The organism is Novosphingobium ovatum (assembly GCF_009909235.1).
GTDB lineage: Bacteria > Pseudomonadota > Alphaproteobacteria > Sphingomonadales > Sphingomonadaceae > Novosphingobium > Novosphingobium ovatum.
Map to the genome: position 1 here is coordinate 435,109 of NZ_JAAAPO010000002.1, position 17,142 is coordinate 452,250.

The 17,142-nt window shown below is 65.1% G+C and carries 16 protein-coding genes and 1 tRNA gene; 13 read left to right on the top strand and 4 right to left on the bottom strand.

Going from position 1 to position 17,142, the window contains the following annotated elements; all coding sequences use genetic code 11:
* The first annotated feature begins 150 nt into the window (after nucleotides 1–150).
* From GTZ99_RS06165 to GTZ99_RS06185, 5 genes are all read left to right on the top strand, one after another.
* Nucleotides 151–227, top strand: a tRNA-Arg gene (locus GTZ99_RS06165).
* 51 nt (nucleotides 228–278) lie between these two features.
* On the top strand, nucleotides 279–911 hold the full coding sequence (locus GTZ99_RS06170; RefSeq protein WP_161717388.1) for a TetR/AcrR family transcriptional regulator: 633 nt from the start codon (nucleotides 279–281) through the stop codon (nucleotides 909–911).
* A 93-nt stretch (nucleotides 912–1,004) separates the two neighbouring features.
* Nucleotides 1,005–2,198 (top strand): cytochrome P450, encoded by a 1,194-nt coding sequence (locus tag GTZ99_RS06175; RefSeq protein ID WP_161717389.1) that lies wholly within the window; start codon nucleotides 1,005–1,007, stop codon nucleotides 2,196–2,198.
* Between the two features lie 248 nt (nucleotides 2,199–2,446).
* Nucleotides 2,447–2,995 carry a TonB-dependent receptor gene (locus GTZ99_RS06180; RefSeq protein WP_161717390.1) on the top strand — a complete coding sequence of 183 codons (549 nt, stop codon included), beginning with the start codon at nucleotides 2,447–2,449 and terminating at the stop codon, nucleotides 2,993–2,995.
* 11 nt (nucleotides 2,996–3,006) lie between these two features.
* Nucleotides 3,007–4,053 carry an SMP-30/gluconolactonase/LRE family protein gene (locus GTZ99_RS06185; RefSeq protein WP_161717391.1) on the top strand — a complete coding sequence of 349 codons (1,047 nt, stop codon included), beginning with the start codon at nucleotides 3,007–3,009 and terminating at the stop codon, nucleotides 4,051–4,053.
* A 23-nt stretch (nucleotides 4,054–4,076) separates the two neighbouring features.
* Here GTZ99_RS06185 and GTZ99_RS06190 read toward each other — a convergent pair whose 3' ends face one another.
* Nucleotides 4,077–5,078, bottom strand: a complete 1,002-nt coding sequence (locus tag GTZ99_RS06190) for an aromatic ring-hydroxylating dioxygenase subunit alpha (RefSeq protein ID WP_161717392.1) — start codon at nucleotides 5,076–5,078, stop codon at nucleotides 4,077–4,079.
* A gap of 248 nt (nucleotides 5,079–5,326) precedes the next feature.
* Nucleotides 5,327–5,932, bottom strand: a complete 606-nt coding sequence (locus GTZ99_RS06195) for a TetR/AcrR family transcriptional regulator (RefSeq protein WP_161717393.1) — start codon at nucleotides 5,930–5,932, stop codon at nucleotides 5,327–5,329.
* A 226-nt stretch (nucleotides 5,933–6,158) separates the two neighbouring features.
* Between GTZ99_RS06195 and GTZ99_RS06200 the strand changes: the two genes are divergently transcribed.
* The 5 genes from GTZ99_RS06200 (at nucleotide 6,159) to GTZ99_RS06220 (ending at nucleotide 10,698) form a co-directional block, all read left to right on the top strand.
* The gene (locus tag GTZ99_RS06200; protein WP_161717394.1) at nucleotides 6,159–7,079 is read left to right on the top strand and encodes a sugar phosphate isomerase/epimerase family protein; all 921 of its coding nucleotides are present in this window, start codon (nucleotides 6,159–6,161) and stop codon (nucleotides 7,077–7,079) included.
* Nucleotides 7,072–7,473 (top strand): C-glycoside deglycosidase beta subunit domain-containing protein, encoded by a 402-nt coding sequence (locus GTZ99_RS06205; RefSeq protein ID WP_161717395.1) that lies wholly within the window; start codon nucleotides 7,072–7,074, stop codon nucleotides 7,471–7,473. The genes GTZ99_RS06200 and GTZ99_RS06205 overlap by 8 nt, the downstream gene beginning before the upstream one ends.
* A gap of 161 nt (nucleotides 7,474–7,634) precedes the next feature.
* Nucleotides 7,635–8,696 carry a UDP-glucose--hexose-1-phosphate uridylyltransferase gene (locus tag GTZ99_RS06210; protein ID WP_161717396.1) on the top strand — a complete coding sequence of 354 codons (1,062 nt, stop codon included), beginning with the start codon at nucleotides 7,635–7,637 and terminating at the stop codon, nucleotides 8,694–8,696.
* Nucleotides 8,693–9,838 (top strand): galactokinase, encoded by a 1,146-nt coding sequence (galK, locus tag GTZ99_RS06215; protein WP_161717397.1) that lies wholly within the window; start codon nucleotides 8,693–8,695, stop codon nucleotides 9,836–9,838. The genes GTZ99_RS06210 and galK overlap by 4 nt, the downstream gene beginning before the upstream one ends.
* Nucleotides 9,835–10,698 carry an aldose 1-epimerase gene (locus tag GTZ99_RS06220; protein ID WP_161717398.1) on the top strand — a complete coding sequence of 288 codons (864 nt, stop codon included), beginning with the start codon at nucleotides 9,835–9,837 and terminating at the stop codon, nucleotides 10,696–10,698. Before galK ends, GTZ99_RS06220 begins: the two co-directional genes overlap by 4 nt.
* Before the next feature lie 51 nt (nucleotides 10,699–10,749).
* Here GTZ99_RS06220 and GTZ99_RS06225 read toward each other — a convergent pair whose 3' ends face one another.
* Together GTZ99_RS06225 and GTZ99_RS06230 are read right to left on the bottom strand one after the other, a co-directional pair.
* Nucleotides 10,750–12,438: a GMC oxidoreductase gene (locus tag GTZ99_RS06225; protein WP_161717399.1), complete on the bottom strand. Its 1,689-nt coding sequence runs from the start codon at nucleotides 12,436–12,438 to the stop codon at nucleotides 10,750–10,752.
* A gap of 27 nt (nucleotides 12,439–12,465) precedes the next feature.
* On the bottom strand, nucleotides 12,466–13,014 hold the full coding sequence (locus GTZ99_RS06230; RefSeq protein ID WP_161717400.1) for a gluconate 2-dehydrogenase subunit 3 family protein: 549 nt from the start codon (nucleotides 13,012–13,014) through the stop codon (nucleotides 12,466–12,468).
* A 127-nt stretch (nucleotides 13,015–13,141) separates the two neighbouring features.
* Between GTZ99_RS06230 and GTZ99_RS06235 the strand changes: the two genes are divergently transcribed.
* The 3 genes from GTZ99_RS06235 to GTZ99_RS06245 all read left to right on the top strand — a co-directional run bounded on the left by GTZ99_RS06235 (nucleotide 13,142) and on the right by GTZ99_RS06245 (nucleotide 17,141).
* Complete coding sequence (locus GTZ99_RS06235) at nucleotides 13,142–14,350, top strand: nucleoside permease (protein WP_227711136.1); 1,209 nt, start codon at nucleotides 13,142–13,144, stop codon at nucleotides 14,348–14,350.
* Complete coding sequence (locus tag GTZ99_RS06240; RefSeq protein WP_227711137.1) at nucleotides 14,350–15,315, top strand: sugar phosphate isomerase/epimerase family protein; 966 nt, start codon at nucleotides 14,350–14,352, stop codon at nucleotides 15,313–15,315. The genes GTZ99_RS06235 and GTZ99_RS06240 overlap by 1 nt, the downstream gene beginning before the upstream one ends.
* A gap of 188 nt (nucleotides 15,316–15,503) precedes the next feature.
* Nucleotides 15,504–17,141: a flavin-containing monooxygenase gene (locus tag GTZ99_RS06245; RefSeq protein ID WP_161717402.1), complete on the top strand. Its 1,638-nt coding sequence runs from the start codon at nucleotides 15,504–15,506 to the stop codon at nucleotides 17,139–17,141.
* Nucleotide 17,142 lies beyond the last annotated feature (1 nt).

Genomic DNA, 17,142 nt, shown 5'->3' on the forward strand with positions numbered 1-17,142 from the left:
CTATCCTCCCTTGAGGGGTGCGGTCGAGCAAACCGCACCCCTTCTTTTTGCCCATCATCCGCGCAAAGTTGCCCTTGAGGTCTGCGGCCACGTCAAGTAGGGGCGGAAGGGCAAGGTATGGTCAAGCGGCCGTTCCAAGTGTCTCGTGATGCACCCGTAGCTCAGCCGGATAGAGCACCAGATTCCTAATCTGGGGGCCCCGCGTTCGAATCGCGGCGGGTGCACCATTTTTCGCGGCGCATGCAGGCCCGCGATGCGATCAGCCACAGGACAGCAGCGTGGAACCCAGCAGGCGGCAGGAAATCGGGGCGGCGCGGCGACAACGGACTCGTGACGCCATTCTGGGCGCGGCATTTGATCTGATGGGCGAACACGGCGGCCTGTTCGTCCGGGTGGAGGACATTTCCGCCCGCGCCGGAGTGTCGCGGCCCACGTTCTACAACCATTTCACCGGCATGGACGCCCTGCGCGAGGCTTTGACGCGCGAGTTGACGCAGCGCTTTCTGGAGGGCGTGACGCAGGCCATCGCCGGCCTGCCCGACCCGCGCGAGCAGGCCAGTGCCGCCTTGCGTCTGTATCTGGAAAAGGCGCGGGCGGACCGGCGTTGGGGCTGGTCGATTGTCAACCTGTCGGCGGGCGGCGTGCCGTTTGGCGCGGCCACCTATGCCCAGGCAGAGGTGACGGTGCGTGCCGGGATGCAGGCGGGCGTGTTCACCGTCGAGGACAGCGCGGCAGGGCGCGATCTGGTACTGGGCACGTCGCTGGCGGCGGTTGTGGCGATGTTGTCCGGCGAGGAGCGCGCGGCCTATCCCCAGATCATTGCCGCCGCGATCCTGATGGGTCTGGGGGTTGCTGGTGACGCGGCGCGGGCCATCGCCGCCCGTCCCTTGCCGCAGGTGGGTGTGGTGTAGCCGCCCGGCTTGACGGGCTTTGAATTTTACACCATGTCTAATATGGAATCGGCCACGCGCGGTGCTGCGCCATGACGGCCGGACAGGAGAGGCATGGCTGATACCGCAACCTGCGCGCCGCGTTCGGCGCTGGATCTGTATGCGCCTGACGCATTGTCCAACCCTTGGCCGCATTACCGCGCACTGCGCGATCAGGGCGCGGCCGTCTGGCTGGAGCGGGTGGGGGCCTTTTTCATCGGTCGGTACGAGGACGTGCATCGCGCGCTGAACGATTGGCAGACGTTTTCCTCTGCGCGGGGGATCGGGCTGAACCCGGTGATCAATGCCGCCTGGTCCGAGGCGCTGATCTGCACCGACCCGCCGCTGCATGCCGAGCGCCGGCGGTTGATCACCCAGGCGTTGGGCCCGGCGGCGATCAAGCCGGTGGCCGAAACGATCGACCGCCGCGCCGAGCAATTGGCCGATGCCTTGATCGCGCGGGGGCGGTTTGATGGCGTGGCTGACATGGCCTGCGATCTGCCGATCCATGTGGTGATGGAGCTGATTGGCTGGCCGCTGGACGTGCGGCCTTCGTTGCTGGCCATCGCCGAAAACGCTTGGAACGGGGCTGGGCCAGCGGGGCCGCTGACCACATCGGGGCTGGAAACCATGGCCGCGATGATGGATCTGATCGCCGAGATTTACGACAACAACCGGCTGGTCCCCGGCGGCTATGCCGAGCAATTGGCACAGGCGGCCCGGCGCGGCGATATCCCGCGCGAGGCCGCGATTGGTCTGTTGGCGGGTTATGTCGTGGCGGCATTTGAAACCACGATTGCCGCGATGGCGTCGGGGGCGTGGCTGTTTGCGTGCAACCCTGCCGAGTGGGACAAGCTTTGCGCCAATCCCGCGTTGGCGGCGCAGGCCGCCAACGAGATCGTCCGCATGGAGACGCCGCTGCAAAAATTCGCGCGCTATGTCACCGCTGATGCCACGATGTCGGATGGTACGATGATCCCGGCCGACAGTTGGGCGATCGTCTCCTATGGCAGCGCCAACCGGGACGAGCGCCAGTTTGCCGATCCTGACGCCTTTGTCATTGATCGGCGTGAGCGGCAAAATCTGGGCTTTGGCCATGGGCCGCACAATTGCGCGGGGCAGGGGCTGGCGCGGATGGAGTTGTCGGCGGTGTTCGGCGCGCTGGCGCGGCGCGGATGCCGTTTTGAACTGGATGGCGAGCCTGAGCGGATCGTCAACAACATCGCCTATGGCTTTGCCCGGTTGCCCTTGCGGGTGGTGCGGGGCTGACATTCGGGTGGTTTGCGGAAAGGGGCGGGGTGCGGTTGGTCGCGCTCCGCCTTTTGTGTACGCGAGTTTGATATCGGTATCATAATTGGCGCCAATATCATGCGTGGCATTTATGCTTCGTGGGTAGTGAAATATCACAAATATTTGAAAAGGCGAGATTAGTTTGCATTGACTGTACGTCGATTCGGATGATGCCGATCCCATCAATCGCCAGCCCGTGATGGCTGGTCTGTTGATGGAGGGGTTGGATGAACAGGATTTCCGCCCGCGCTTTGGCGTGGATGCCGTTGATGATTCCGGTGATGGTGGCGCTGGCGCAGGCGCCTGTGGCCGTGGCGCAAACGGCGGCGCCCGCCGGTGATGCGGCTCAGCCCGCCGTGCCGGAAATCGTCGTCACCGCACAGTTCCGCCAAGAGCGCCTGCAAAGCACGCCCATTGCCATCACCGCCATGTCGGGCGCGATGTTGCAGGCGCGCAGCCAGTCCTCGCTGGCCGACATCGCCAGTCAGGCCCCTTCGGTTACGCTCAAATCGCAAAGCGCCGTCTATGGCCCGGCGCTGGGCGCGAATATTCGCGGCATCGGCCAGTATGAACGCATCCCCGGCTATGCGCTGGCCAATGCGCGCATCAGCTGGAAAAACCCCAACCACGATCTGGAAATCGCGGCCGAAGTGACCAACCTGTTCGACCGCTATTACTACTCGACCGTGTTCGACAACACCGCCAGCGCGGGCTATGCCACGGCGCAGCCCGGTCGCCCGCGCGAGGTGGCGCTGACTGTGCGCAAGTCGTTCTGAAAGGCGTGGTGATGCGCTTGGCCATCCCTGTGTTCCGGCGTGCCGTTCTGGGGATGGCGGGGGGCATCGCCGCGACATGGGCCGCGCCAGCGATGGCACGGCCCGCCGACTGCGCCGTGGCCCAAGGCATGGGTTTTGTCTGCGGCACCGGCGCGGTCGAGGATCTGGCCGTTCTGCCCGGCGGCCGCTGGCTGATCGGTGGCAATCTGAACATCGGCAGCCCGGCGCGGCTGCGGCTGATTGATGGGCGGACGCGGGCCTTGCGGGATATGCCGGTGACGGTCGCTGGCGGTGGGAACAGCGGCTGTGCCCCGCCGGATGTGACGCGCTGGTCGATGTCGGGACTGGCGGTGGCGGCGATGGGGGTGGGGCGGTTCCGCCTGTTTGTCACCAACCATGGCGATCGCCATGCGGTCGAGGTGCTGGATGGCCGGATGGATCGCGCGGGCGTCACCTTGGCTTGGCGTGATTGCGTGGCCATGCCGGCGGGTGCGCTGGCCAATGCGGTGGCGGCGGTGTCGCCAGATGCCTTTTACGTCACCAGTTTTCACGATCCCGATGACGTGCAGGCATGGGCAGGGATGGCGCGTGGCGAGCCCACGGGGTCGGTCTGGCTCTGGCAGGCGGGCAAAGGGCTGCGCCAGGTGAAGGCGGGGCCGATATCGGGCGCGAATGGGGTGGAACTGTCCGCTGATCGGCGCTGGCTCTATGTCAGCGGCTGGGGGGAGCGCGCGATCTGGGCGCTGGACCTGCGGCACGGGATGCGGCGGCGGATCGCGGTGGATTTCCTGCCCGATAACATCCATCTGATCGGCAATGACCTGCTGGTCGCGGGGCAAGTGGCCGACCCTGCCGCGATTGGGGCCTGTGGCGCGCAATGCCCGCAGCCTTGGCGCGTGGTGCGGCTGAACCCGCGTACCGGGCGGCAACGCGTACTGGCGCGCGGGCAGGGGAGCGGTTTGGTCAATTACGCCTGTGGCGCGGTGGCGCAGGGGCGGCGGGTCTGGATCACGCTGCGCGGCGACGACCGCGTGGGGCATATCCCGCGCCGACGCTGACCCACGCCGGCGCGCAGACGTGCTTATGCCTCGCCCATTTCGGCGCGGCGCATCTGCATCAGGCGCCGCCGGGCGCGGATGGCGGCGGCATCCACATTCAGGATCACCGGCTTCAAAGCCCAGAAATCCTTGTCACCCACCTCCCGCTGGATCGCGGCCAGCATCGGCAGATCCTCCTGTTCAAACACCTGCCGGGTCATGGCCGCGGCTTCGTCGCCGGGCTGACGGGTGTAGAAATAATGCGTTGTGCCAGCGGTTTCCGGCGTCAGGATGTGCGGATTGACAAAGGCGGGCATGGGCGCCTGATCGCGCGGCGCGCCTGCCAGGGTAAAGCCCACCTCCAGCAACATGCTGGCCGGCGCGTGCCATCGCATGTCCAGCCATTCGTCCATCCGCGCGTCATCGGGGACGGCGCAGAGCCAGACCGGGCGCGGCGTGTTGCGGAACGTCCATTTCGACCAGATCGCCCCAGAGGCGTCTTCTTCGGCGGCATGTTCCCCAGCCAGAAACTTGCCACCCATCTGGAAACTGTCGGCATGGACATATTCGGTGTGGGACAGGTCCAGCAGATTGTCGGTGATCAACTCGTAATTGGCGGGAAACAGCATGTGGCCGTGGACCATCGGCTGATCGACCTCGATCGCGGAAAAATCCGGGATCAGCGCGGGATCAGCCGCCGCCGGATCGCCCGCCCAGAACCAGACCGCGCGGTGGCGCGCCACCACCGGCGGGGCGGCCACGTGGGCGTGCGGCGGGATCAGATCGGCAAAGGGATTGTGCGTGCAGGCACCCGCCGTGTTGAATTCCAGCCCATGATAGGGGCAGGCGATGGTATCCCCCTGTCGCCGCCCCTGTGACAGCGGCGCGAAACGGTGCGGGCACAGATTGCCCAGCATGGCGTAATCGCCATCCTGTTTGCGCAACACTATCCATGGTTTGTCCAGCAGTCGCCGCTCCAGCAGCGCCTCGCCGACGATTTCCTCTTCCCACGCGGCCATGTACCACGCATTGCGAATATAGCTCATCCAACGGTCCCTTATCCGGCCGTCATTAGGGGGCAGAGCGTGGGAGTGGGCCTGACGCGCCGCATCCCCCACGCCCATTCCGTCCTGACGGAACATCACGATGGGGCCTGCAGCATGACGCCGCCGGTCTGCCGGTCGGCGCCTTCCCAAGCCGGCTTTCGGACCCGGCTACCAGGCGTGTCCGCCGTTTCGCAGCGGACGGATATGGGGTAAGCGATGCTAGGCCGCGTGTCAATCGGTAGCCGTAATCACGGGGCCAGAGCGGCAATCACGGCCCGGTCCAGCACCGCGCGGTCGACCTGATCGGTGGGGACATCGGTGGGGTCATAGGGGCGCATCGACAATTTCGCCCGCAGCGTGGCATAGCCATAGATCAGCGACCACAGCGCCATCGCCCGCACAGACACCTCCAACGAGGAGATATGCGGCAAGGCCTGGGCGATGACCGCGATCTGCGCGGCATAGGCCTGTGTTTGCAACGCGCTAAGCGCTGGGTCGATCACGGGCGTGGTCAGCTCGCTTTCAAACATCAGCTCCATCAGGCGCGGCTGCGCTTCGGCAAAACGCAGGAAGTTCATGCCCAGAACCATCAGCTTTTCCGCCGGGGGCAGGGCGCTGGCGGTGACTGCCTGGCTTTGCGTCAGCAAGGTGGCATAGGCTTCTTCGGCAACGGCCAGCAACAGCGCTCGGCGGTCGGCAAAGTGGTGATAGGGGGCCGCCGTGGTGACGCCAGCCTGCGCCGCCAGCGCCCGCAGCGAGAGCGACAGGTGGCCATGGGCGGCGATATGGTCGCGCGCGGCATCGATCAGCACGCGGCGCAAATCGGCCTTGTGATAGGGTTTGGAGCGGCGCATCGCCAGCAGCGCTATGACCTGCCGCGCGGGATCGCAACTGATTTTTGCGCAGGCCTGCCCTCCGGCACCGTCGATGCGCGATGCATCAATGCCCTTGCCAAGCACTGCTTAGCTGATATCTAAGCGATGCTAGAATCGCTGTTACAGTTTGGCCGCATTTGCTCAAGGGAGGTCCACACAGGATGCCATCGCAATTCCACTTCACCCTCATCCCGGGAGGCACTTCGTGAGCGGCTTCCAGTATGGCGTCTCGCTTTACAGCTACACCGATGATTTCGGCACCGTCATGGATCTGGAAGAGGCGCTGGAACATGCCGCCGACACCGGCGCTACGGGGATCGAAATTCTGGGTGAAACCCATGTCGCCGCCTATCCCGAGCCGTCGAGTGCATGGGTTGACCATTGGCATGCGACGATCGATCGACTGGGCATGCGCCCGACCAATATGGCCAGTTGGGTCGACACCCGCGTCACGCTGACCCACACCATGACCGAGGAAGAAGGCGCGGCGCAGATCATGCAGGACCTGCGTCTGGCGCATCGTCTGGGCTTTGCGTTCATCCGGCCCAAATTCGGCGTTGTGGACGAGGAACTGACCCCGCACCCGATTTGGCGCGGCGCGGTGGCACGGGCGCTGGATCTGGCGGCCCAACTGGACATCGTGATCCTGCCCGAAATCCACGCGCCCACCCCGATCCGCCATCCCGTGACCGAGGGCTATGTCGATTTCATCCAAAAGACCGGGACCAAGCATTTCGGCCTGATGATCGACACCGGCATCTTTCAGGACCGCCCGTTGACCCATTGGGGCGGCGGCATCACCGACGAGATCCGCAAGGGCGCGCTGTCGTTCCTGAACGGCATCGCCGTGCCGGTCGAACATCTGATCGACGTTATCCAGTACGTCCCCTTCATTCAGGCCAAGTTCCATCATATCGACGAGACCCTGCACGACCACCACATCCCGTGGGATCGCCTTGTGCCGATGCTCAAGAAATTGAACTACAACGGCTTCCTGTCCAGCGAGTATGAGGGTGAGCGCGCCCCCTGGGTGGCGATCGAACAGGTCCGTCGCCAGCACTGCCTGATCCGCAAGCTGGAAGCCGAATATGATGCCGCCCACGCGCAGGAGAACGCTCATGGCTGAACGCACCACGATCCAAAGCAGCGGCTTTGCCAATGTCTCGCACGAGGGCACCATCACCGGCTTTCGCGTGCGGCTGCGTCAGCCCAATTATCGCGGCCTGCGCCTCTCGTTGATCGAGGGGATCGACGTCACGGTGGGCGACACCACCTATCCGGCCGAGAGCAATTGCCTGATGCTGGACGGTGCCGCCTATACCCACGCGCAGATGGCAGAGGAGATCGCCACCCGCTGGCCGGTGGGCGTTTGCGCCGATGTGCATGTGCCCGCCCCCGGCGGATTGCAGCCGGGTGTGCATGATGTGGCGGTGACGCTGCGCCTGCGCCATCCCTATTTCCCGCCACAGTTCCAGCCGGTCTTCGTTCGCGATCAGCGCCACATCACGATCATTCGCTGACACGATACCGGCCCGCCGTCCTTGCAGGTGGCGGGCCGGTATAAGCAGATTGCGGCGGCGCATAACGAATACGTATCGGCCTGAGGCTGTATTTCACATCAAAGCGCGCTATTTGCCAACCGATTGCAGCGCCACAAAGGGCGCCATTCGGGAGACAGACATTGCCCGCCACGGACCAGCCCGGTTTTGACCGCGAGGATCATCCGCATCGCCGCCGCAACCTGTTGACGGGACGCTGGGTGCTGGTTTCGCCCCACCGCGCCAAACGGCCGTGGCAGGGCGAGCAGGCCAAGGCGGCTCCGGCCTCGGGCGCGGCCTATGAGGCGGGGTGTTACCTGTGCCCCACCAACACACGCACCAATGGCGAGGCTAACCCGGATTATCCGGCGACCTTTGTGTTCGACAATGATTTTCCTGCGCTGTTGACCGATACGCCCGATCCGGCGTCCGGTTCGTCTGACGGCGACCCGGTGTTTGCTATCGCGCCGGCGCGCGGCACGGCGCGGGTGATCTGTTATTCGCCCGACCATTCACGCACGCTGCCACAGATGTCGGTGGCGGCGGTGCGGGCGCTGGTGGACACATGGGCGGCGCAGTCGGCCGAGCTGGGCGAACGCTTTGCCAATGTCCAGATCTTTGAAAACAAGGGCGAGATGATGGGCTGTTCCAGCCCGCATCCGCATGGCCAGATCTGGGCCAGCGACTTTGTGCCAATGGAAGTAGCCGACGAAGAGCGCGAGCAGGCCGCGTGGCTGTCCGCGCGTGGCCGCCCCCTGCTCGACGAAGTGGCCGAGCGCGAGATCGCCGCGGCCGAACGGGTGGTGGCGATGAATGACCACTGGCTGGCGGTGGTGCCGTTCTGGGCGGCCTGGCCGTTTGAGGTGTTGCTGATCGCCCGCACGGCTGCCGCCCGGTTGCAGGATCTGGACGATGCCGCGCGCGACGCGCTGGCGGTCATTCTGGGGCAGGTGACGCGCGCCTATGACGCGCTGTTTTCGACCAGCTTTCCCTATTCGATGGGGTGGCATCAGGCACCAGGCGGATCCGATGCGCTGGCGGCTTGGCGCTTGCACGCCCATTTCTATCCGCCGCTGTTGCGATCGGCCAGCGTGCGCAAATTCATGGTGGGGTTTGAAATGTTTGCCGAAACACAACGCGATTTGACGCCTGAAACCGCCGCCGCGCGCCTGCGCGCCGCCTTGGCTGAAACGGAGAACGCATGATGCTGGCTGATCGTCTGAACGCGGGCTTTGCCGCTGCCTATGCCGCCGCCCCTGCCATCACGGTGCGCGCGCCCGGTCGCGTCAATCTGATTGGTGAGCATACCGATTACAACGATGGCTTTGCCATGCCGATCGCCATCGGTCAGGAAACGCAGGTGGCGTTTACGCCGCAGGTGGGCGCGCCATTGCAGGTGGCGGCGCTGGATTTTGCCGATAGCGATGCGTTTGATCCTGCCGCACCCGACCGTGCGACTGCCGGCGATTGGCGCAATTATGTGCGCGGCGTGGTGGATGAACTGGTGCGGGCGGGCGTATCCGTCCCCGGCGGACAGATGGCCATCGCGGGCAGCATCGCGCGCGGGACGGGGCTCTCGTCCTCGGCCTCGCTGGAGGTCGCGGTTGCGCGCAGCCTGCTGCAGGCGGCGGGGCTGGATTGGCGGGCCATCGACATCGCTTTGCTGGGCCAACGGGCCGAATGTGATTTTGTCGGTGTGCGCTGTGGCAATCTGGACCAGATCGCTTCGGCCTGCACACAGGCGGGCCATGCGCTGTTGATCGATTGCCGCAGTCTGGATCTGCGCCAGATCGCCATGCCGGACGATGCGCGGGTGATGATTGTGCAATCGGGCGTGGTACGCGGGTTGCTGGATGGTGAATACAATACCCGCCGCCGCGAATGCGAAGCGGCCGCCGCGATCATGGGCGTGGCTGCGCTGCGCGATGCCGATGCGGCGATGTTGGCGGCGGCGCGGGGGCGGATGGATGATGTCACCCATGCGCGCGCGCGCCATGTCATCAGCGACAACCGTCTGACGCTGGAGGCGGCCGAGGCATTGGCTGCGGGCGATCTGGTGACGGCGGGCGTGTTGATGCGCGAAAGCCACCGGACGCAGGCACAGGATTTTGGCATCACCGTGCCTGCGACCGACCGTTTGGCGGACATCCTGAACGCGGCCATTGGACCGCAGGGCGGCGCGCGCCAGACCGGCGGCGGCTTTGGTGGCGCTGTGGTGGGGCTGATGCGGGCCGATCAAGTGGACACGGTGCGCGAAGCCGTGCTGGCCTCCTATCGCACGCCTGCGGGTGAGGCCCCGATGATCTCGATCGAGGCTCCGTGCCATGGCGCGCAGGTGCTGGCATGATCTTGTTGCGCCATGGGGATTGGAGCTGTGATCTGGCCCCGGAATTGGGGGGCGCGGTTGCCACGTTGCGCCATGCGGGCGTGGACGTGCTGCGCCCCTTGCCTGCCGGGGCCGCCGATGTGCTGGAGGCGGGCAGTTTCCCGCTTGTGCCGTTCTGTAACCGTATCGGGCAGGGGCGCTTGCCGTGGGCGGGGCAGGAATATCGCTTGTCCACGGATGTCGCCGCGCCGTTGCACGCGCTGCACGGGCATGGCTGGCGGCGAGCGTGGCAGGTGGTGCGCGCCGACCCGGTCAGCGCCACGCTGGCGCTGACGCATCAGGGCGATGCGGGCTGGCCCTGGGACTATCGCGTGGCGCAGGTCTTTGACCTGACCGACGAGGGGCTGAGCCTGACGATCAGTGTCACCAGTCTGGCGGACGAGCCAATGCCGATGGGGATTGGCATCCACCCCTATTTCTTGCGCACCCCCGGTAGCCGCGTCGAGGCCGCCTCTGGCACACGTTGGGAAAATGACGTGACGGGGCTGGCAACACACGCGGTGTCTGATGACCGTTTTGCCATGGGCCGGGCGGTGGCGGTGGACGCGCTGGAGGGGCTGGACCATTTCTTTGCCGCGCCCGATGGGGCGCTGCCCGACAGTCTGGATCTGGCGGTCGAACAACCCTTTGGCCGGGTGCGGATATGGGCCGATCAGGCGCGCGGATTCCACCTGTTTGCGCCGGCCGGCCTGCCGTATTTCTGTGTGGAGCCGGTCAGCCATGCCCCCGATGCCTTTGGCCGGGGCGAGGTGGGGGCTGCCGATATTCTGGCGCCGGGCGAAACGCGCGACTGGGCGTTTGCCATCGGGCTGGAGGACTGAAACAGGCGCGTCCGGCGGCGAGAGGGGCCCGCCGGACGCAGCCTACCGGGGTCAGATCGTCCCGGCTTTCAGGAATTCAGCCGCGTGGAACGCCGCGCGGGCCGACATCGCCATATAGGTCAGCGATGGGTTCTGGCACCCGCTGGACGTCATCGCCGCGCCATCGGTGATGAACAGGTTGGGCACGTCATGCGCCTGATTGTACTTGTTCAGCACGCTGGTCTTGGGGTCATGGCCCATGCGGGCGGTGCCCATTTCATGGATACCCAGACCCGGCGGGTGCAGCTTGCTGCTTTCATGCACGATGGTGGCGCCTGCCGCCTTCAGCATGGCGCGCGCGTCTTCCAGAATGCGCTCGCCGATCACCTTGTCATTGGCGCCGTGGGTGCAGTCGATGTTCAACTGCGGGATGCCCCATTCGTCCACCTTGGTGGCGTGCAGCGTCACGCGGTTGCTGGGATCGGGCAGCATTTCGCCAAACCCGCCCAGATAGATCGACCACGGGCCGGGCTTGTGGTTGCGTTCCTTGAACTCGGCGCCCACGCCCGGACCGGACGCCGCGTTCGCACCCCAGCCGCCGCGCATCACCGCGCCCTGATAGCCATAGCCGCGCAGGAAACCAGCGCCCTCGTCGCCTTCGAGGTTGCGATAGCGCGGGATGTACAGGCCGTTGGGGCGGCGACCCCGGTGATAGGTATCGGGCCCGGGCAGAACGCCCGCCACGCCCGGACCATAGACGTGATCCATCAGATTGCGCCCGACCTGATCGGAACTGTTGGCCAGACCGTTGGGATGCTGGGCGCTGCGTGAATTGAGCAGCACCTGCGCCGAGCCGATGGTCGAGGCGCACAGGAAGATCACCTTGGCTTCGTACACCTTGGCCTTTTTGGTGATGCGGTCGATAACGCGCACGCCGGTCGCCTTGCCGGTTTTGGGATCGGTGATGATCGAATGGGCGATGGCATCGGTAACGATCGTCAGATTGCCGGTCTTTTGCGCGGCAGGCAGCGACGAGGACAGGCTGGAGTGATACGCGCCATAGGAGCAGCCGCGTTCACACAGCGAGCGGTATTGGCACGGGCCACGGCCCAGATCGATGTGATGTTCCTGCGGCTGGGTGAGGTGGGCGCAGCGGCCCTGAATGACCTTGCGACCGGGAAAGGCCTTTTCGACCGCCGCCTTGAACAGCTTTTCGCCGTCCGTCATCGGCATCACCGGCAGGAACTTGCCATCGGGCAGTTGCGGCAGGCCTTCGTTCTGGCCGGACACGCCGATGAAGGTTTCCACCTTGTCATACCAGGGCGAGAGGTCGGCATAGCGGATCGGCCAGTCAACGCCGTGCCCATCGCGCGCGTTGGACGACAGGTCCATTTCGGACAGGCGATAGGTCTGGCGTCCCCACATGATCGAGCGCCCGCCCAGATGGTAGCCGCGAATCCAGCTGAAGGGCTTGCCCTCGGGGGTTTGATAGGGGTGCTGGCTGTCCTTGACCCAATATTGCTGGGTCGCGGTGCTGACGGCATAGCACTGGCGCTGGATCGGATAGTCGCGGGCCAGTTCCTCCTCGGGGATGCCGCCGCCATTGGGCAGTTCCCACGGGCGCAGGCTGTCGGTGTACGAGGTGACGTGTTCCAGCTTGCGGCCACGTTCCAGCACCAGCGTCTTCAAACCGCGCTCGCACAGTTCCTTGGCGGCCATGCCGCCGCTCATGCCAGAGCCGATGACAATTGCATCAAACATCAATGATCTCCCGGAATTCTTATGTTTTTATCGGCCGCTGGCGTCGGCCCAGACGCGGGTCTTCGGCGTGACCGGGATCGAGGCTTCCCATGCGCCCGGTGCATGCTCGTAGCGCAGCTCCTGCGTCGCGCCGATCTCGCTGAAATAATAGAGCTTTGTCAGCAGGTCCTTGAGCCGGCGATAGTCGGGATTGCTGGCCCAGTTGGCGGTGTCATACGCACCCAGAACCTCCAGCCGCGCCTTGGGCGAGAGCAGGGCAAAGGGCTTGCCCGCGCCCGACTTGGCCGCCGCGTCGATGGCGCCCAAGGCGCCCAGTAGCGCGGTGCGGGTGGCAGGCGCGGCCCATTTGCGCATCAGTCCGTCAAACACGCGCGGCACGCCCGCCTTGGCCGCGCCGGGGGTATCGGTGGTGGGGATCAGCGTGTCGGCCACCGCTGTCACCAGCGCCGTCTGGGCAGGGGACAGAAAAGGCGCGGCCTTGGCCGCCGCGGCCAGCGCGTCAATCGGCAGGCTGCCAGCGCCAATCAGCGCGGCCAACCCCATCAGCGATTGACGGCGGTTGATATCAAACGTCATCCGTGTCCCCTCCAAATTGTTCTCTTGCCGATGCCCATTGTTTCTGGCAGCGTTGTCAAAAATATGGGAGGAGGATCGGCCCTTGTCAATCACAGTATCAACAACACAGTCAGTCGCACCCAAGGGGTTGAAACTTCGCTTGTTCGTCATGATGGCGCTGCAACTGGCGATCTGGGGCGCTTGGGCGCCAAAGCTGTTTCCGTACATGGGTATGCTGGGCTTTTCCGCCGATCAGCAGGCTTTGGTCGGTAGCTGCTGGGGCATTGCCTCGGTCGTGGGGATCTTTTTCTCGAATCAGTTTGCCGACCGTTATTTTGCCGCCGAAAAATTCCTGGCCGTCAGCCACCTGATCGGCGGCGCGTGTCTGCTGGGCGCGGCCTATTCCACCGATTTCGGGCCGTTTTTCCTGTTCTATATGGCCTATAGCCTGGTTTATGTGCCCACCCTTTCGGTGACCAACACCGTCGCCTTTGCCAGCCTGGCCGAAGGTCGTGATTTTGGCACCGTGCGCGCGGGCGGCACTGTCGGTTGGGTGATGGCCAGCTGGCCTTTCGTGTTCATTCTGGGCGCCCATTCGGGGGTCGAGGATGTGCGCGCGATCTTCCTTGTTTCGGCGGGGATTTCCTTTGCGTTGGCGCTGTTCTCGCTGACGCTGCCCCACACCCCCCCGCGCAAGGGCGGCGAGGGCGTCGATTCGCTGGCATGGCGCCGCGCGCTGGGTCTGTTGAAAAAGCCTTTCGTGGCAGTTCTGTTCCTGGTCACCTTCATCGATTCGGTCGTCCACAACGGCTATTTCGTCATGGCTGATGCGTTCCTGACCGAACGGGTGGGGATTGCGGGCAATCTGTCGATGGTGGTGCTCTCGCTGGGCCAGATCGCCGAAGTAGTGACGATGCTGGTGCTGGGCACGGTACTGGCCAAACTGGGCTGGCGGGCGACGATGATCGTCGGCATTCTGGGCCATGCGGCGCGGTTTACTGCGTTTTCGTTCCTGGCCGACCATCCGGGCCTGATCATCGGTGTGCAGTTGCTGCATGGCGTTTGCTACGCCTTCTTCTTTGCGACCGTCTATATCTTCGTCGACGAAGCCTTCCCCAAGGACGTCCGCTCCAGCGCGCAGGGCCTGTTCAACCTGCTGATTTTGGGCGTGGGCAATATGGTGGCCAGCTACGTCTTCCCCAATCTGGTGGCGAAACTGACCGCCGCTGATGGCAAGGTCGATTACCAGACCCTGTTCATGGTGCCGACCGGCCTTGCCGCGTTGGGCGCGATCATTTTGGCGCTGGCTTTCCATCCGCCGCAGGCCGGCCCCCAGACCACTTCGGAGAACGCATGATGACCCTGATCAACCGCCGCGGCCTGTTGGCCGGCATGGGCGCCGCGGGCGTCGTGGCAGCCACGCCGGCTTGGGCCGGGCCCGCACGCAAAACGCCGTTTTTCAAGCGGATCGGTAAATCGATCGGCCTGCAACTCTATACGATGGGTGACGCCCCACAAAAGGATCTGCCCGGCACGCTGGCGCGTCTGGCCAAGATTGGGTACCGCGAGATCGAATTGCCCGGTTTCTATGGCCGCAGCGCCAAGGATCTGCGCGCCGTCGCGGACAAGGCTGGCGTGCGTTTCACCTGCACCCATCTGGGGCTGCCCGGCCCGTTCGCGCAGCCGGGGCTGAACCTGATGAGCCCGGTCAATGAACTGGCCGATGCGTTGCACACGCTGGGCATCCGTCAGGCGGTGTTGCCGATGCCGCTGCTGCCGGCCGATTTCAAGCCCACGCCGGGCGGCGATTTCCGCACCATCCTGACACAGGCGTTGCAGGCCGCTGGCCCCGACAACTGGAAGCGTCAGGCCGCCCTGTTGAACGAGCGCGCCGCTGCGCTCAAGCCGCTGGGCATCGATTTGGGCTATCACAACCACAATATGGAGTTCGCTCCCATCGGCAACACCACCGGCTGGGATGTGCTGTTGGCTGAGCTGGACCCCAAGCTGGTGTTTATCGAGCTGGATCTGGGCTGGGTGACGGCGGCCGGGCGTGACGCCGCGACCGAGCTGGGCAAGCTCAAGGGCCGTGTTCGCATGGTTCACATGAAGGACGTCAAGCCTTCGACCCAGACCAACTTTAGCCTGATGCAGGACCCGACCGAGGTGGGTTCGGGCAAGTTGGACTGGAAGCGTATCCTGCCAGCCACGGTCGCTGCTGGCGTGCGCAACTATTACGTCGAGCAGGAACCGCCCTTCGAGATGGACCGCTTTGACGCGGTGAAGAAATCGCATGACTTCCTCTCCCGCTTCGTGGCCTGATTTGCTGGCCTGAAGCATACTGGGGCGGCGGCGCGATGGCGCTGCCGCCCTTTTTGGTTGGCGCGCATATTTGCGCCTGCGTCCCATCGCCCTTGCGCCAGAGTGCAAGACGCGGCCCCGCCCACGCCCTAGCCTGCCCCCACACACAGCGGCCTCGGGCCGCGACATATCAGGCTGGGGAGAGGCCAATGGTACAAGGCAACACCGGGGACACCCCGGCGCATGTTGACGTATTGATCGTCGGCGCGGGCTTTTCGGGGCTGTATCAACTGCACCTGCTGCGTCAGCGCGGCTGGAAGGTGGCGGTGATCGATGCGGCGGGCGGCGTTGGCGGGACGTGGTACTGGAACCGCTATCCGGGCGCGCGCTGCGACATTCCCTCGATCGAATATTCCTATTCGTTTGACGCCGATTTGCAGGCGGAATGGCGTTGGACCGAACGCTATGCCACGCAGCCGGAAATTCTGTCCTACCTCAACCATGTGGCCGACCGGTTCGACCTGCGGCGCGACATCCGCCTGAACACGCGCATGGACAGCGCGACATGGGACGAGGCGGCCGGCCTGTGGCGCGTGGCGCTCAACCCCGGCGGGGCGATGAGCGCGCGCTATGTCATTCTGGCCACCGGCGCGCTGTCCGCGCCCAAACTGCCCGATTGGCCGGGGATCGAGGGGTTCTCGGGCGAGATCGTCCACACCGGCGCGTGGCGGGATGATATCGATCTGCGGGGTAAAAGGGTCGGGATCGTCGGCACGGGTTCCTCTGGCGTGCAGGCGATCCCGCGCATTGCCGAGGTGGCCGCGCATCTGACCGTCTATCTGCGCACCCCCAGCTTTGCCGTGCCGGCCAGCAACCGGCCGCTGGACGCGGGGGAGCAGGAGGCCTTGGCGCCGCAGATGGCGGCCCTGCGCGAGGGCGCGCGCCAATCGCCGCTGGGCTGGTTTGATGGGCCACGCCCCGGCATGGCGCTCTCCGCCTCCGAGACCGAACGCGCCCAGCGTTACGAGGAGCAGTGGAACGCGGGCACGACCGGCCTGTTGCTGGCCTATGAAGACCTGTTGATCGACGAGGACGCCAACACCACCGCCGCCCAATTCGCGCGCGGCAAGATCGCCCAACTGGTTCATGATCCCGACACCGCCCGGCGTCTGACGCCCACCGGCTATCCCATCGGTTCGCGGCGGCTGTGTTCGGAAATCGGCTATTACGAGGCGTTCAACCGCGACAATGTCAGCCTGGTGGACCTGCGCGAGACGCCGATTGAGCGCGTTGAGGGCAACCGTCTGATCACCTCGGCCGGGGCGCAGGAACTGGACGTGCTGGTGCTGGCCACGGGGTTCAACGCGATGACCGGGGCGATTGCCGCGATCGACATCACCGGCCGCGATGGTGCCAAACTGGCCCGCGAATGGGAGGATGGCCCGCGTTGCTATCTGGGGCTGGCCGTGGCCGGGTTCCCCAACATGTTCACCGTCACCGGGCCGGGCAGCCCTTCGGTGCTGTCCAACGTGGTCGTCTCGATCGAGCAGCATGTCGAATGGATCGCGGATTGTCTGGACCACCTGCGCGCGACCGGCACCGCCACCATCGCCGCCGATCCCGCGACCGAGGCCGCGTGGATGCAGCATTGTGACGAAGTGGCGCATATGACGCTCTTTCCCCGCTCGATCAGTTGGTATCAGGGCCGCACGCGCGACGGGCGGCTGGTGTTCATGCCCTATGTCGGCGGGGTGGGGGCCTATCGGGCCAAATGTGATGCGGTGGCGGCGGCCGGCTATGACGGCTTTGTCCTGACCACGAACACCCCCGAACAAGAGGAAGCCTGAG